General features: G+C 46.6%; 16 protein-coding genes, 1 tRNA gene, 1 pseudogene and 1 riboswitch. Of the genes and pseudogenes, 12 read left to right on the top strand and 6 right to left on the bottom strand.

From position 1 onward, the window contains the following. Positions 1 to 20: 20 nt before the first annotated feature. Together nrdG and PaeBR_RS01995 are read right to left on the bottom strand one after the other, a co-directional pair. On the bottom strand, positions 21 to 536 hold the full coding sequence (nrdG, locus tag PaeBR_RS01990) for an anaerobic ribonucleoside-triphosphate reductase activating protein (RefSeq protein ID WP_410513260.1): 516 nt from the start codon (positions 534 to 536) through the stop codon (positions 21 to 23). Beyond that, positions 533 to 2,518, bottom strand: coding sequence for an anaerobic ribonucleoside triphosphate reductase (locus tag PaeBR_RS01995; protein WP_410513261.1), 1,986 nt, complete (start codon positions 2,516 to 2,518; stop codon positions 533 to 535). The genes nrdG and PaeBR_RS01995 overlap by 4 nt, the downstream gene beginning before the upstream one ends. A 156-nt stretch (positions 2,519 to 2,674) precedes the next feature. Beyond that, positions 2,675 to 2,907, bottom strand: a riboswitch (cobalamin riboswitch). 355 nt (positions 2,908 to 3,262) lie between these two features. On the opposite strand from PaeBR_RS01995, the gene PaeBR_RS02000 reads away from it, so the two are divergent. Together PaeBR_RS02000 and PaeBR_RS02005 are read left to right on the top strand one after the other, a co-directional pair. Then, complete coding sequence (locus PaeBR_RS02000; RefSeq protein ID WP_410513262.1) at positions 3,263 to 3,571, top strand: MTH1187 family thiamine-binding protein; 309 nt, start codon at positions 3,263 to 3,265, stop codon at positions 3,569 to 3,571. A gap of 98 nt (positions 3,572 to 3,669) precedes the next feature. Next, positions 3,670 to 3,741, top strand: a tRNA-Thr gene (locus tag PaeBR_RS02005). A gap of 150 nt (positions 3,742 to 3,891) precedes the next feature. On the opposite strand, the gene PaeBR_RS02010 is transcribed toward PaeBR_RS02005, so the two are convergent. Then, complete coding sequence (locus PaeBR_RS02010) at positions 3,892 to 4,323, bottom strand: hypothetical protein (RefSeq protein WP_410515304.1); 432 nt, start codon at positions 4,321 to 4,323, stop codon at positions 3,892 to 3,894. Further along, positions 4,256 to 4,417, bottom strand: coding sequence for a tyrosine-type recombinase/integrase (locus tag PaeBR_RS02015; RefSeq protein ID WP_410513263.1), 162 nt, complete (start codon positions 4,415 to 4,417; stop codon positions 4,256 to 4,258). The genes PaeBR_RS02010 and PaeBR_RS02015 overlap by 68 nt, the downstream gene beginning before the upstream one ends. A 431-nt stretch (positions 4,418 to 4,848) precedes the next feature. Between PaeBR_RS02015 and PaeBR_RS02020 the strand changes: the two are divergent. The 8 genes and pseudogenes from PaeBR_RS02020 (at position 4,849) to PaeBR_RS02055 (ending at position 10,846) form a co-directional block, all read left to right on the top strand. Continuing rightward, positions 4,849 to 5,081: pseudogene (locus PaeBR_RS02020) on the top strand (holin). Between the two features lie 206 nt (positions 5,082 to 5,287). Then, complete coding sequence (locus tag PaeBR_RS02025; protein WP_410513264.1) at positions 5,288 to 5,716, top strand: hypothetical protein; 429 nt, start codon at positions 5,288 to 5,290, stop codon at positions 5,714 to 5,716. Positions 5,717 to 5,929: 213 nt separating this feature from the next. Continuing rightward, entirely contained in the window at positions 5,930 to 6,166 is a 237-nt protein-coding gene (locus PaeBR_RS02030; RefSeq protein ID WP_410513265.1) for a hypothetical protein, read from the top strand. A 614-nt stretch (positions 6,167 to 6,780) separates the two neighbouring features. Further along, positions 6,781 to 7,221, top strand: coding sequence for an ASCH domain-containing protein (locus PaeBR_RS02035; RefSeq protein ID WP_410513266.1), 441 nt, complete (start codon positions 6,781 to 6,783; stop codon positions 7,219 to 7,221). A 389-nt stretch (positions 7,222 to 7,610) separates the two neighbouring features. Beyond that, positions 7,611 to 8,294, top strand: a complete 684-nt coding sequence (locus tag PaeBR_RS02040; RefSeq protein WP_410513267.1) for a hypothetical protein — start codon at positions 7,611 to 7,613, stop codon at positions 8,292 to 8,294. 64 nt (positions 8,295 to 8,358) lie between these two features. Then, complete coding sequence (locus PaeBR_RS02045; protein WP_410513268.1) at positions 8,359 to 9,861, top strand: hypothetical protein; 1,503 nt, start codon at positions 8,359 to 8,361, stop codon at positions 9,859 to 9,861. A gap of 39 nt (positions 9,862 to 9,900) precedes the next feature. After that, positions 9,901 to 10,116, top strand: coding sequence for a hypothetical protein (locus PaeBR_RS02050; RefSeq protein WP_410513269.1), 216 nt, complete (start codon positions 9,901 to 9,903; stop codon positions 10,114 to 10,116). A gap of 214 nt (positions 10,117 to 10,330) precedes the next feature. Further along, a complete protein-coding gene (locus PaeBR_RS02055) occupies positions 10,331 to 10,846 on the top strand; it encodes a hypothetical protein (RefSeq protein ID WP_410513270.1) in 516 nt (171 codons plus the stop codon). A gap of 240 nt (positions 10,847 to 11,086) precedes the next feature. Here the strand turns inward: PaeBR_RS02055 and PaeBR_RS02060 are convergent, their stop codons facing one another. Next, positions 11,087 to 11,662 carry a hypothetical protein gene (locus PaeBR_RS02060; protein ID WP_410513271.1) on the bottom strand — a complete coding sequence of 192 codons (576 nt, stop codon included), beginning with the start codon at positions 11,660 to 11,662 and terminating at the stop codon, positions 11,087 to 11,089. A gap of 13 nt (positions 11,663 to 11,675) precedes the next feature. Here PaeBR_RS02060 and PaeBR_RS02065 point away from each other — a divergent pair, with 13 nt between their 5' ends. Together PaeBR_RS02065 and PaeBR_RS02070 are read left to right on the top strand one after the other, a co-directional pair. Further along, positions 11,676 to 12,407, top strand: coding sequence for a hypothetical protein (locus PaeBR_RS02065; RefSeq protein WP_410513272.1), 732 nt, complete (start codon positions 11,676 to 11,678; stop codon positions 12,405 to 12,407). Between the two features lie 16 nt (positions 12,408 to 12,423). Then, the gene (locus PaeBR_RS02070; protein WP_410513273.1) at positions 12,424 to 12,930 is read left to right on the top strand and encodes a DNA polymerase III; all 507 of its coding nucleotides are present in this window, start codon (positions 12,424 to 12,426) and stop codon (positions 12,928 to 12,930) included. 71 nt (positions 12,931 to 13,001) lie between these two features. Here PaeBR_RS02070 and PaeBR_RS02075 read toward each other — a convergent pair whose 3' ends face one another. Beyond that, positions 13,002 to 13,418: a hypothetical protein gene (locus PaeBR_RS02075; protein ID WP_410513274.1), complete on the bottom strand. Its 417-nt coding sequence runs from the start codon at positions 13,416 to 13,418 to the stop codon at positions 13,002 to 13,004. Between the last annotated feature and the right edge of the window lie 420 nt (positions 13,419 to 13,838).

Consider the following 13,838-nt stretch of genomic DNA (forward strand, 5'->3'; position numbering starts at 1 on the left):
CAATATCAAAAATTGATGTATTAAAGCGCAGAAGGCTGCCAAAAAACAACATCAGGGCCAGTTAGACTAGCTGCAACGTCGATAATTCGCTGATTCGTGCTTCCCCGGTAGGGGAGGGTAGTATCTTTTAGTTCTTCCACAAAACGTCCGTCAATTAACACCTGACACTGCTGAAGTAGCTGGTATTCAGGAGATCCAGGGGCCGCCGTAATTTCTTCATACGTGTATCCGCTGTAAATCCAAACGGGGAAACCTGGAAGCGTGGTGCGAAGTTCGTTGATGAACCCCGAGGCCTCGCCTGCCGAAAAGAAAGGATCGCCACCCGCCAGGGTCAAACCGTCAAGCAGCGGGTTAGCGGCAATCTCCCCAATAATCTCCCGCCTACGATCCAGGGTGAAGACCTCGCCATAATTAAAATTCCACGTCTCGGGGTTGAAGCAGCCCGGGCAGCGGTGACGGCATCCACTGAGGAAGATGACAGCGCGCATGCCTTCTCCCTCGTTAATGGACTCCGGATAATAGCCGCAAATATTCATAGATGCTTAACCCGGTCCCGTACCTCTGCCTGCTTGGCGGCATTGAAGCGGGTCTGGTAATCACCGGTCAAATAACCGGTTACCCTACGCAGGCGGCGGATGTGTACTTCACTTTCATGCGTGCCGCAGGAAGGGCAGTTCGTACCGATAACCCCTTCGTAACCGCAGCCGGAGCAGCGGTCAATCGGGTGATTAATGCTGAAGTAGCTGACTTGCTGCTCCAGAGCATACTTAATGATTTTGATAAAAGCGGATGGGTTGCTGCGAGCATTGCCGTTCAGCTCGACATAAGAGATTGCGCCTGCATTGCAGAACTCGTGAAAAGGAGCCTCCAGGCTGATTTTCCGCGCAGCCGCCAGGTTGTAATAGACCGGGATATGGAATGAGTTCGTATAATATTCACGGTCGGTGATGCCCGGAATAGAGCCTATTACCTTACGGTCGATCTTGGTGAATTTGCCGGACAAGCCTTCTGCCGGAGTGGCGAACAGGGTAATGTTGAGGTTCAGCTCTTCACTTTTCCGGTCGCAGTACTCACGCATATGCTGCACGATAGCGAGCGCCTTCTTGTGGACTTCCATATCCTCGCCATGGTGTTTGCCATACATCGCCTTCATGCATTCTGCCATACCGATAAAACCAAGCGACAGACTCCCGTGCTTCAGCAGCTCACCTACACTGGCTTCGGGCTCCAGCTGCTCGCCGCCTTCCCAGACACCTTCACGCATCATGAAGTCGGAAGCCTTTGCCTTTTGCGCAGCCTGGATACGGAAACGGTGAAGGAGACCTTCCAAAGCGATTTCCATATAATAATTCAGATCGTCATAAAAGCTGTCTTCGTCGGCAGCGGTGCGGCGGCCTGTCGCTATGCCATGCGATAAGCCGAGCCGGACAAGGTTGAGTGTGTTAAATGACAGGTTGCCTTTGCCGGAGCAATGGTTCCGGCCGAACCGGTCGCCGAGCACCCGGGTGCGGCAGCCCATGGTAGCAAATTCCGTATCCGGATTCGCCGGATCATAGTACTGCATATTGAGCGGAGCGTCCAGATTGGCGAAGTTCGGATACAGTCTGCGGGCGGAGCACTCGGCGGCTTTCAGGAACAGCTCATAGTTTGGGTCGCCCTGCTGCTGGTTCACACCCTGCTTGCATTTGAAAATCTGAATCGGGAACACTGGTGTTTCACCGCTGCCCAGCCCGTTCATGGTAGCTGTCAGCAAAGAGCTGATGACCAGCTGACCCTCCGGAGAGGTGCAGGTGCCGTAGTTGATGCTTGTAAAAGGAATTTGTCCCCCGGACCGGCTGGACATGGTGTTTAAGTTATGTATCATGCTCTCGGAGGCTTGCAGGGTTTCACTTTCTGTTTCTTTAAGCGCATAGCGGAAGGCTCTTGGATACAATTCTGCCAAATCCGTCCGGCTCATGGTGACTTCGCCAAGCTGCTCATCAGCTTGTCCTTCTTCGAAGTAAGCGAGACCCTTGCGGAATAGCTTGGCAAATGATTTTGCCACATAAGGGGCAAGATCGTAATCCAGCTTGTTGGCGGATACACCGCCGTACTGGGCATTTTGCTGGGATTGAAAAATAATCGCTACCAGCGCCATCGCCGTCATGATGGAATTCGGAGGACGGACGCTGCCGTTGCCGGTGTTGAAGCCTTCGCGCAGAAGTCTTTCGAACGGAATGAAAATACAATTGGTTGTTCCAATGGCATATTGATCCAGATCGTGGACATATACAACGTTGTCTTCTATGGCTTGTACCAGCTGTGGAGGCATCGTAAAGTTACGGGCATACCACTTGGAGTATTCACTGCCGAACTTGCTCATTTTACCGGAGAAACTCTCCCCGTTCAAATTGGCATTTTCCCGCAGCAGATCCATGTCCAGGCTGTCGATGATATCCCGACCCAGATTGATCACTTCTTCCAGCAGACCGTCCTTAGTATCATGCACACTGTTGTACCGCTTCTCCAGCAACGTCATTGTACCGTTCTCCTCTCGATATAAAAAAAGCATCTCCTGCCGGATGGCAGAAAATGCCCGTATGCGTAACGTAACTATCCCCACGGATATTTACAGTTAGTCTCTATGTAAGCCGCATTCGGACACCTTCCCTGTTCCTCGCAGGTATTGTAATAGATGGTGTCGACGGAAACAGGCAGGTCTCCTGGCTTCCGGCATTCTCCCGACGCCTTCCCGAAGGACCGTTTATTGTCCAACAGTGGCACATGTCAGGAGAGCGTCCGCGATAGCTTGTACAAGCTGCGGACATCCGGTTAACAGTGGCGGGACCGCAGCGGATTCTCACCGCATTTCCCTATTAAGCTTGGGTCCGAATTTAGGATCAAAGCGCCTGTCTCCACTATATTTTGTTGTCGTTACATAAAAATAACCCAAGATATTGTGTTTGTAAACATTTTTTTAGCAAACCCGCGCCGGACGGGGCTTCCCTGCAAGTACTCCACAAATCATCCACAGCTAGTCCACAGGTAATCCACAAGCGGGAGCAAACATCGTCCAAAATGATTCATAAATCTTCCCCAAATATGCCACAAAGAGTCCATAATTAAACTCAACTCAGGGACTGGGCAATTGGTACTAGGCAGTCAGGCTACCGGGAATTTTTCAATGCATATGTTGGGCTGATATTTGTCGGAAGAGTGCGGAGTTGTTACAATAAAGGAAAGATCGTTTGGGTTTTCCATAACTTTTTAAGGAGGTAATCCGGTGGCTATTGCTGAAGTATCGGTCATTCCAATTGGTACAGGAAGCACAAGTCTCAGTGGCTACGTCGCTGATATGCAGCGTGTGCTGGAGACAGTGGAAGGGATCACCTATGAGCTTACGTCTATGGGTACAATTATCGAGGGTCCTTTGGGGCGTATTCTCGCCGCTGTCGAAGCTCTGCATGAATCTCCATTCACAGGCGGCGCACAGCGTGTCTCCACATCGGTTAAAATCGACGACCGCCGCGACAAACCATCCACCAGCCGGGGGAAACTGGAATCCGTGGAGCGCAAGCTGCTGGAGAACTAGTATGAATAGGCAAATGGCAGGTGGGGGCAAGTGAAGGATTGCTTTTTAAGTTAAACCTTGTATAATATTTTTTGTTTGACAGAAAAGTGATCTTTTAAGCTGGTGTAGCTCAGGGGTAGAGCAACGCACTCGTAATGCGTAGGCCGGGGGTTCAATTCCCTTCACCAGCATCTTTAATAGGTTGATATGGCGCGGTTCTCCGGTGATGCGGGGGCCGTGTTCTTTTTTTGCTGCAAGCGGATTGCAAACCTTTAATCTGTTGAAGTGTCTTTTTTACCAAGGATTGACCTCCTAATGTAAGTAGTGCAGCCTCCTGCAGTTCAGTTAATACATGAGAGTAGTGTCCAGGGTAATCTGTATGGAGGAGTGGCCCAGTCGCTCCTGGACGATCTTGAGGTGGCACCTCGTTTGAGCAGGATGGTGGCATGCGTATGCCGTAAATCATGAAATCTAATTTTCGGGAGATCCAGCTTGTTCAGGATGTCGTAGTATACTCTCGCCAAGTTTCGAGGATTGACTGGTGTCCCAATGTGCGTTTGAATAACAAGACCGTGGTCACCATAATAGATGCCTTGTCGATTTTTTTCATCCGACTGTTCTAAATCGTAGAAGGTCAACAAATCTACCGTATCCAGAAACAAAGCGATTGGTCGCTCACCGCTGGCCGTATTCGGCTCATGGAAGTCATGACCGGATTCTGCTTTGGTATAAGGCCTGGCGGATTGAAAGGATACGTCTGTCCAGATCCACATCGCGCCAACGCAGACCTAGAATCTCACTGACCCGCATGCCGGTGGACGCCGCTAGCTCAAACGCTATTATAGAAACGATGCGTTTTGGCTGCATTTAGAATAGGCCTAGTTGCTACTCATTCTATATTACAACTTAACCTTCTTTACTCTCGGCGGCATTACTGCAACAGCAACGTTTCTGGCGACCGTTCCCCAACCGACGCCTTCAGCTAGAAAGCATCCTTTACAAGTCCATGAAGTTATTTAATTGAATTATCTGATATTTTCGGTAATAGGTTCTGGTTGTGGTAAAGACTCAAGTCTCTGCCTTCTCTAAGTTCACGAAGATACTTTCCAAACATTCTATAGCATCCAATTGAATTACCTCCATCTGTTACCTATATGGTAATTAATATATTCTAAAGATATTTCGAGAAAAAGTGTTACCAATTGTAATCCAGGAGCTGATTCAGAGGATCACTTTCAGTATTTAAATGCACTAGTGAAACGCTCAGCCTCTGCTCAGACCTTTGTTGATGATAAGCTATCTTGGAGATCATCCCGACAGGAGTGGAGGGTGTGAAGCGAACCGTCAATTTGCGTCGGAACGCATTGCCGGCTGTAGGCTTGGTGATCGGCCTGCTGGTGGGCGCAGCTGCCTATCCATTTACAGATCTGTGCTAGTGCTTCGGCTCTGGGCTGGGGGCCTTGCGGGGTTGTCGGCTACGGGGCTGTTGGAACTAGCGTTTTCTAATAGAACAGTGACAAGCAAAGAATAGGCCATAAGAATCTATACGAATGAAGATATAAAGATATATATAAACGTGTAACGTTACGTATCTACATGTCACGTCACTAAAATACATAACGTTACTCTATGTCATATCAATATTGCTAATTTATTAATCCGGAATTTGTTGACAAAACTCTAATCATAGGTTATTTTCTTTATAGAGTGTATCAATGCTCTAAGGGGGGTGATAGAGTGGACAGTAAGATAAGGAATTGGTCAGAAGATGAAGACGAAATATTTGTAGATATGCTAAATGATATGGTGCTAATTGAAGGGGCTTCCCTTGGCGAAGTATACAAAAAAGTTGGAGATAGGTTAGACAGAACCGTGGCTGGATGTCAATTCCGATATAATAAAAAGATAAAAGACCTTCTTTCACCAGAGGTTCGTGAGAAGATTGCCTTGAAAAATCCCGCTGTTAATTCCAAGAGTACTGGATCAGTGGTTAAAATTTACAGATCCTCTGCAGACAAAGAACAGGAAATATCTCCTTCCAGAAGTATTGGGGTGCTGTTGGACGAGCTACTTGAACTAGAATCAAGAAGGACGGCTTTACAAGATGAAATTGAAAATCATAAAGATAAAGAATTAATTAAGAGGCTGATTGGGAATCGCTTATAAATAGAGGAGGGTTTGTATGAGGCCTAAAATTAAAAAAAGCCGCAGCTCCTGTCGGGAGCCAACGACTGTGTAGCGTCTAACGCACAATCTAATGTTCGATGCGGTAGAGAACCGGCTACTCAAAAATATAATCCCTAGACAAGATTATATTAGCATACGAACATAGCTCCCGGCAATAATCCAATTGTGGCTAATTGCCAGGGGGTCTCAAATATGACAAGTATAGAAGGTAGTAACAACAGTTTTAAAGCTCGCAACAGCAAAAGTAAGTATATTAAGCGAGTTATCAATGGACAAGAACTTATTTGGAATGCTGAATTCGGTGCATGGGGAGTTTTTCGTCCTTATCGTAAAAATCCAAAAACTGGAGAATTGGAATGGGCTAAAATGCACGGTAAGAAGGCCTTCTTTATTCCCGTTCAATATGGATCTGTAAACGACGCTGAATAGAACTTGAAATATACCCATTCCCCTCTCCTTGTCCGGTTCACAAGGAGAGGGGAATGGTGTTTACAGCGAGCGAAATCTGAACGTGGTAAGATATTTTTATGTAATCCGAGAGCTACATAATTAACTCTGCTACCGTAATGGCCAGCAGGGCTTTTAGTGTTACAGGTCAACCTCTTCCTAATCTAGGCGGGAGCAGGTATTCTGGCGCCGACTCCAGGTGCTCCAGTGCGATATGGACAAGCAACGGTTCGTTGATGTCGATCAGCGCGAAGATCCGCCCAGCGCTCCCTGGAATGTGTCGACTGCAATTACTCTGCCGGTTTTGCCAGTGTGGTATCCGGCGGGTGATCCGGACACGTATGCCAGGCGTAATGTCGTTAAGGTTCAAATTATCACCGCCTTTGAGGGCAGCTTGACTGCAAACCGAAATGCAAACGCGCTTAGGGAATCTCGCACTTAGGTATACCTGCAAAACAAACTCGTAATGCGTAGGCCGGGGGTTCAATTCCCTTCACCAGCACCCTGGCAACAATATTTAGCGCGGTTTCCCGGTTGGATGGAAACTGCGCTTTTTTATCGATATATCATTATTAATATAAAAGGAGATTCTCCATATGCATTGTTTAACCATACGCCAGCCTTGGGCGACGCTAATCGCTCTTGGGGAAAAGAAATTTGAGACCCGTTCCTGGAACACAAGCTACCGTGGAGAGCTGGCCATACATGCCGGCAAAAAAATCGATAAAGCCATTTGCAGGCAGGAGCCGTTCAAATCCGTGTTATCTAAACATGGCTATACAGAGGACAATCTTCCGGTGGGAGTCATTATTGCAGCAGGTTTACTTGAAGAGTGTTATGAAATAACACGTAGTGAGAACGGGGAAGGCTGGGTCAGCGGAAAGGAATATGATTTTGGAGATTATACCGAAGGACGTTTTGCCTGGAAGCTTGAGGGTATGACCCCTCTAAATCATCCGATACCGGCTAAAGGGCGGCTCAGCCTGTGGGAATATCCGGTAAATGAAGCGGAGTCGAAATCGGGATTATCATTTTAAGGTAATTTTTATCTAACGATCAGGTAATTTTCAGGTTGAAGATATATATTGGTTGTACCAAACACCCCCCAGTGTTTTATGGTATATAATCCGGGTCTTGCCTACTCCCAAAGGCGAGGCCTATTTTTTTGGAAAAATGACACGAAAACAGCAATATCCCTTCTCGGACTCCGGCGCTGTTCCTCTATCGCCTCAGTTTCTTCACTTCGTTTTCCAGCTTTCCAGCGTGCTGCAGCAGCATATGAATGAGGCAATCTCGGAATTGTCCATCATACCCCCTAATTAGTGATATTTATTCTAAAAATTCCATTTTTGATCTAAATATTTACAATGGAAGCTCCGATATATTTGAGATAATGAGAAAAATTAACATAGAAGGAAGGTATTTTATGATTGTAAGACTAGATTACACAGCTTCACCCTACCTAGATATAAACACCATATCTGTTATTGGTTCTTTTAATGATTACAGGGAAGATCGTGGACTGATGAGAAAATCCGGGAATGTCTGGTCTGCAGAGGTGTCGCTTTCACCCGGTGAACACTATTATAAATTTTTAATCAACCACGAAATCAAGCTCAACGACCCAATGGCCAATCTGTATCTACCTAATGAATCGGATGAATTGTGGTCAACCATTATCATCAATGATCTAGATCAAAGACTCTATAACAACGAGCAATACACAGTTCATATTGAGAGCTATGCAGTTTCGGGTATGATCACACCGGCTCCCATAAGTAACGACAAAAAAGGCTTTCATTTATCCAGCGATAAAATGGTGGTGGTTCGCCTGGGGTTCACAAACCTCAGCGGATTACATGCCGTTACCGCCCTTTGGTTCGATGCCCGCGGAGTGTTGCATGATGCAGCGGAGAACATGCTGTGCGCTGATGAGGGATCACCGGACAAGCCTGTTTTTATCTGGTTCTGGCTGCCCTTGAATGACGCGCAAAGGGATTATCCAGAAGGAGTGTGGACCATCAAGCTGTTTCTGGATGGCAGCTATGTCTTGGAGGATCAGGTCACTATCACGAACGCGATTGCATTCTTCCACAGGACAGGTGTATAACGCATAGGCACTGCAGACGTAGACACGCAAGTGTTTATAGTATAATTAGGGAAGGAAGATCATAATGGCACAGATTATCGGAGCAGGCAGTTACAGCTATTCATCCCGTTCAGTCACTAGTTCACCGACCAAAACCAGCAGCAGTACATACTCCGGCGCAAGTGCGTCATCGACGGTAAAAAGCACCAGCATAACAAGCGCCGCAAAGGCAACAAGCAGCTTCGCAGCCAGCGCATCAAGCTACAAACCAGCATCCACCACCAGTTCCGCCAGCAACAACACCAGCAGCAGCATATGGGGCTCCATTTCTTCCGCTGCATCGAAAGCGGCGGCATCGGTAAAAAGTGCTGCCGCCTCTACCGTCAATGCGGCAAAATCAACGGCGGTCAGTGTAAGTAAAACGGTGCAGAGCAGTGTGGCTACGGTCTCCAAGGTTATTTCCAATACTGCGGCGGATGTAAAAAAGAACGTTTCCGCAGCGGCAACCTCGACGGTGGACAAAGTTATGATGACAGCGGCTAAAACGGCGAGCACGGTAAAACAGGTCACCGCTAACGCGTCAGACAGCATATCCAGGGCTGCAGAAGCTGCAAAAAACGCAGCGGTATCCACAGTCCATGCGATGAATTCGACGGCGGTGACCGTGAGCAAAAGCGTGCAAAACGCTGTTACTAATGTGGCATCTGGTGCTTCCAAGGCGGCAACGCAAGTATCAGCAGCGGTCAGCAAGACGTTGACCCAGGCGGCAAGCCAGGTTGCGCCAGCAGTGAACAAGACCTTAAGTTCGGTGAAGCAAACCGTTGTCTCTGCTGCCACGGAGGTGAGGCAAGCGGCTACTTCAACGGTGAACAACGTAAAGTCAACCACCGTGACCGTAAGCAAGACAGTAAATTCCGCGGTGAATGCGGTAAGTGAAAAAGCGAAGAACATAACCGCAGCGGAGGCGGTAAATGGATTCCAAACGGTTCTGGATGTGGCTGGGTTGATACCGGGCGTAGGGGAGCTGGCAGATGGCGCCAATGCTCTGATCTATTTGGCAAAAAGGGAAAAGGCCAACGCAGCACTTTCAGCCGCAGCGATGATTCCGGGAATCGGCTCGCTCGGAACGGTAGGCAAACTTCTTGGCAAAGGCAAAGGAATGTTGGATGAAGGCGTAGAGATGGCGGCTCATCTGGGCGATGATGTGCGTGCGGTTAATAAGGTGACGGGTAAACATCCAGTTCCGACTAAGACCAATGCAGGCAGTGACCCTGCGAACTTTGTTAATGAGCATGCTGCAAATAGGCATATTAACGATCCAAGCACTCCATCAACTCCCTCCAAAACGCAATATGGAAAGGATGTTGATGTTAAGAAACTGGTAGATGACACTAAGGCAAATCCAGATTCTGTAGAGACAAAATATGCAGACCCAGCTAATGGGAAAAAAGGAATTACAGTTTACAAGAAAGAGTTTGACGGAAATATTAGTACAAATGATACCCCAACAGGGCAACACCGTGTATTTGACAATCATGATAATCCTGGAAAATCTACCCACTATCCTTATGCAGATCGGAAAAAATAATATGTTATCTATTTAGGAAGAAAATTGAGGTGAATAAATATGAGTGGAAGACTCGATGCTCAATCAACGGTCAAAAACGCTAAAGACTTTGTATTATTTATTAAATATCTATCCTTTGATGAAGATTTTGGTAAGGAAGGTGAAGAACTTTTAACGGAGGCTGATAAAGAATTAGATGGTCTTCTTGAATCCGAAACTATTCCAGAGAACTTACTTCATCGGCTTGTCGGCAAGTTTGGCGATGAATACGAATAAAATTTTAAATGAAAATAATAATAATCAAATCTAAAAATTCTGAATGGACTTTCTTGAAAAGCTTTGATTGAGTGTAGCGTCACTCGATCAAAGCTTTTCTTTATCCTGTATTTTCCTATTCAACATGATATAGAGCGTCCAAAATTCAATGCTCGTGCGCTAAAAACGTAAAGTAAGAAATTAGTTCCCGTGCAAGTAATATGGAAACTCCCTCTTGTCAGTAAACTACCGTTATCTCAACGACCCAATGGCCAATCTGTATCTACCTAATGAATCGGATGAATTGTGGTCAACCATTATCATCAATGATCTAGATCAAAGACTCTATAACAACGAGCAATACACAGTTCATATTGAGAGCTATGCAGTTTCGGGTATGATCACACCGGCTCCCATAAGTAACGACAAAAAAGGCTTTCATTTATCCAGCGATAAAATGGTGGTGGTTCGCCTGGGGTTCACAAACCTCAGCGGATTACATGCCGTTACCGCCCTTTGGTTCGATGCCCGCGGAGTGTTGCATGATGCAGCGGAGAACATGCTGTGCGCTGATGAGGGATCACCGGACAAGCCTGTTTTTATCTGGTTCTGGCTGCCCTTGAATGACGCGCAAAGGGATTATCCAGAAGGAGTGTGGACCATCAAGCTGTTTCTGGATGGCAGCTATGTCTTGGAGGATCAGGTCACTATCACGAACGCGATTGCATTCTTCCACAGGACAGGTGTATAACGCATAGGCACTGCAGACGTAGACACGCAAGTGTTTATAGTATAATTAGGGAAGGAAGATCATAATGGCACAGATTATCGGAGCAGGCAGTTACAGCTATTCATCCCGTTCAGTCACTAGTTCACCGACCAAAACCAGCAGCAGTACATACTCCGGCGCAAGTGCGTCATCGACGGTAAAAAGCACCAGCATAACAAGCGCCGCAAAGGCAACAAGCAGCTTCGCAGCCAGCGCATCAAGCTACAAACCAGCATCCACCACCAGTTCCGCCAGCAACAACACCAGCAGCAGCATATGGGGCTCCATTTCTTCCGCTGCATCGAAAGCGGCGGCATCGGTAAAAAGCGCGGCCGTCTCTACCGTCAATGCGGCAAAATCAACGGCGGTCAGTGTAAGTAAAACGGTGCAGAACAGTGTGGCAATGGTCTCCAAGGCTGTTTCCAATACTGCGGCGGATGTAAAAAAGAACGTTTCCGCAGCGGCGACCTCGACGGTGGACAAAGTTATGATGACAGCGGCTAAAACGGCGAGCACGGTAAAACAGGTCACAGCTACCGCTTCAGAAAGCATATCCAGGGCGGCAGAAGCTGCAAAAAGCGCAGCGGTATCCACAGTCCATGCAATAAACTCGATGGCGGTGACCGTGGGCAAGAGCGCGCAAAACGCTGTTACTAATGTGGCATCTGGTGCTTCCAAGGCGGCAACGCAAGTATCAGCAGCGGTCAGCAAGACGTTGACCCAGGCGGCAAGCCAGGTTGCGCCAGCAGTGAACAAGACTTTAAGTTCGGTGAAGCAAACCGTTGTCTCTGCTGCCACGGAGGTGAGGCAAGTGGCTACTTCAACGGTGAACAACGTAAAGTCAACCACCGTGACCGTCAGCAAGACAGTAAATTCCGCGGTGAATACGGTAAGTGAAAAAGCGAAGAACATAACCGCAGCGGAGGCGGTAAATGGATTCCAAACGGTTCTGGATGTGGCTGGGTTGATACCGGGCGCAGGGGAGCTGGCAGATGGCGCCAATGCTCTGATCTATTTGGCAAAAAGGGAAAAGGCCAACGCAGCACTTTCAGCCGCAGCGATGATTCCGGGAATCGGCTCGCTCGGAACGGTAGGCAAACTTCTTGGCAAAGGCAAAGGAATGTTGGATGAAGGCGTAGAGATGGCGGCTCATCTGGGCGATGATGTGCGTGTGGTTAATAAGGCGATGGTTAATTCTGTACCAACAAAACCTGGTGGAGGAAGTAATCCGAATGATTTTGTTAACCCACACTCGGAAAAGCACATGTTTGACCCAAGTAGACCTTCAACTCCGAATCGTTCACAATATGGTCAAGATGTTGAAGTGGGGAAATTAAGACAAGAAACAATGACTAATCCTGATAAGGCATATTCAAACTGGCCGAATCCCAATAACCCCAATACTCAAAGAATAACTAAGTACTATAAAGAGTTTGATGGTAATATCAGTACACCTGATACGCCAACAGGAAGTCATAGAGTATTTGAAAACTTGGATGACCCTACTAGAAGTTCACATTTTCCTTACGTTCCAAAAAAATAAACTAGGGGATGGAAATATGAATGACTTGTTGTATCACGCTTACTTACCCGAAGGCCATGAACACTACGTTTCCAAGAAAGAAATATTGTCGGGCGGTATAAACTATACGACAAAATCAAACAACCGATATAGTAATGGTGGCAGGGTAAAACTTGAAGTGACAGAAAAACTAAGACCTGTTAATACACCGGACTGGGTTAATTTCAGAAAAGTAATAGGGGTTGATGTTGTTAATCGTTTTACAAAATCCTTTTGCTTTCCAGTATTTTCCAACAAAATTTTAGTCTTTGATGGAGATATTTCTCTATTTATCTACGACCAAGCATTTTATGAGGATTTGAAGGATACCGATGAGGAAGCGCTAAATTTTGATACAGGTGAAAGTATCGAACATTGGGTTAAATTGTATTGGGAAAGTTTGATGACTCTCGAAGAATATAAAGCTAAGAAACCTTATTCCAGGCCGGAGGTATTGATTTTTGAATCAGTACCTAACGAGATTATCCAAGTATGTGAAGTATAAACTTTATAAACCTTGACTGGCTTAATGCCTTTCAAGGTTTCTTTTTTTGGTGGGGCTACCCAGCGCCGAGTTCAGGGTACCCTTTCCCCGGACTCCGGCTTGATAGGGTACTGGTCTTCATAGTTTTTAAAAGCGGAAATATCCATTCCGAGGTATCTCCTCATATGTATGGCGGCTTGCGCGGCAATAATATCATAGAGAAGCAGCATCTGATCGTGATAGCCGCGGCACAGGAACCGGGCTTCAATCCCATTCCCCAGACGCTGCTGCTGGTACACCTTGATTCCTTGTTTTCTCATTTCATGGCGGATGTCCCTGAGATCACCCGTAACTGCAGCTGCAGCGGAATTAAGCATATCAAGGTAAGGGGCGGGTGTCCGGAGATGCGAGGAAATAATGCCTGCATCACGCTCGAAAGCCGATAAAATAAGGGGGAGCAGCACATAAGCTTTGACCAGCATATGATCCTTGCTTCCAACTCTGTTCATAAATCTATCCCCTTAATGAATACGAACGTATATTCTTATTCTACCCTGATCCCTAAAAAATAATCAATGGTATTTCTAAACAGAAGGATAAATGTGACAAATTTCACAACGCGAATCACAAAATTAAATTATATTAAAATTAATTAAATAAAATTGCGATCAACTACCTGGGAAATGGGGAATTGCGAAATGAAAGGCGAAGGGAATTTCCGCCGCGGATTAGCTTTCGGTGTATTTCTAAGTATTCCATTATGGGTGTCCATGATTGGCTGGATACAGCTTCTATAACTTCATCAGCTTAACCTTTTTATATTTCTCCGAGAAACGGGTGTCGTCCTTAACTGGACGGCACCCTCTTCTTGCTGATTGTAAGTTGCTGCTAACGGCATGCTATACTGTTTTTTAATCAGGAGGTGCAAC

Origin of the sequence: Paenibacillus sp. BR2-3 (assembly GCF_046529485.1) — a bacterium.
Lineage (GTDB): Bacteria > Bacillota > Bacilli > Paenibacillales > Paenibacillaceae > Paenibacillus_AQ.

Coding starts and splice junctions, on each gene's coding strand:
- PaeBR_RS02075 (WP_410513274.1), bottom strand. CDS start 13,418: ATGAACAGAGTTGGAAGCAAGGATCATATGCTGGTCAAAGCTTATGTG.
- PaeBR_RS01995 (WP_410513261.1), bottom strand. CDS start 2,518: ATGACGTTGCTGGAGAAGCGGTACAACAGTGTGCATGATACTAAGGAC.
- PaeBR_RS02045 (WP_410513268.1), top strand. CDS start 8,359: ATGGCACAGATTATCGGAGCAGGCAGTTACAGCTATTCATCCCGTTCA.
- PaeBR_RS02050 (WP_410513269.1), top strand. CDS start 9,901: ATGAGTGGAAGACTCGATGCTCAATCAACGGTCAAAAACGCTAAAGAC.
- PaeBR_RS02030 (WP_410513265.1), top strand. CDS start 5,930: ATGACAAGTATAGAAGGTAGTAACAACAGTTTTAAAGCTCGCAACAGC.
- PaeBR_RS02015 (WP_410513263.1), bottom strand. CDS start 4,417: ATGCAGCCAAAACGCATCGTTTCTATAATAGCGTTTGAGCTAGCGGCG.
- PaeBR_RS02010 (WP_410515304.1), bottom strand. CDS start 4,323: ATGTGGATCTGGACAGACGTATCCTTTCAATCCGCCAGGCCTTATACC.
- PaeBR_RS02035 (WP_410513266.1), top strand. CDS start 6,781: ATGCATTGTTTAACCATACGCCAGCCTTGGGCGACGCTAATCGCTCTT.
- PaeBR_RS02040 (WP_410513267.1), top strand. CDS start 7,611: ATGATTGTAAGACTAGATTACACAGCTTCACCCTACCTAGATATAAAC.
- PaeBR_RS02070 (WP_410513273.1), top strand. CDS start 12,424: ATGAATGACTTGTTGTATCACGCTTACTTACCCGAAGGCCATGAACAC.
- nrdG (WP_410513260.1), bottom strand. CDS start 536: ATGAATATTTGCGGCTATTATCCGGAGTCCATTAACGAGGGAGAAGGC.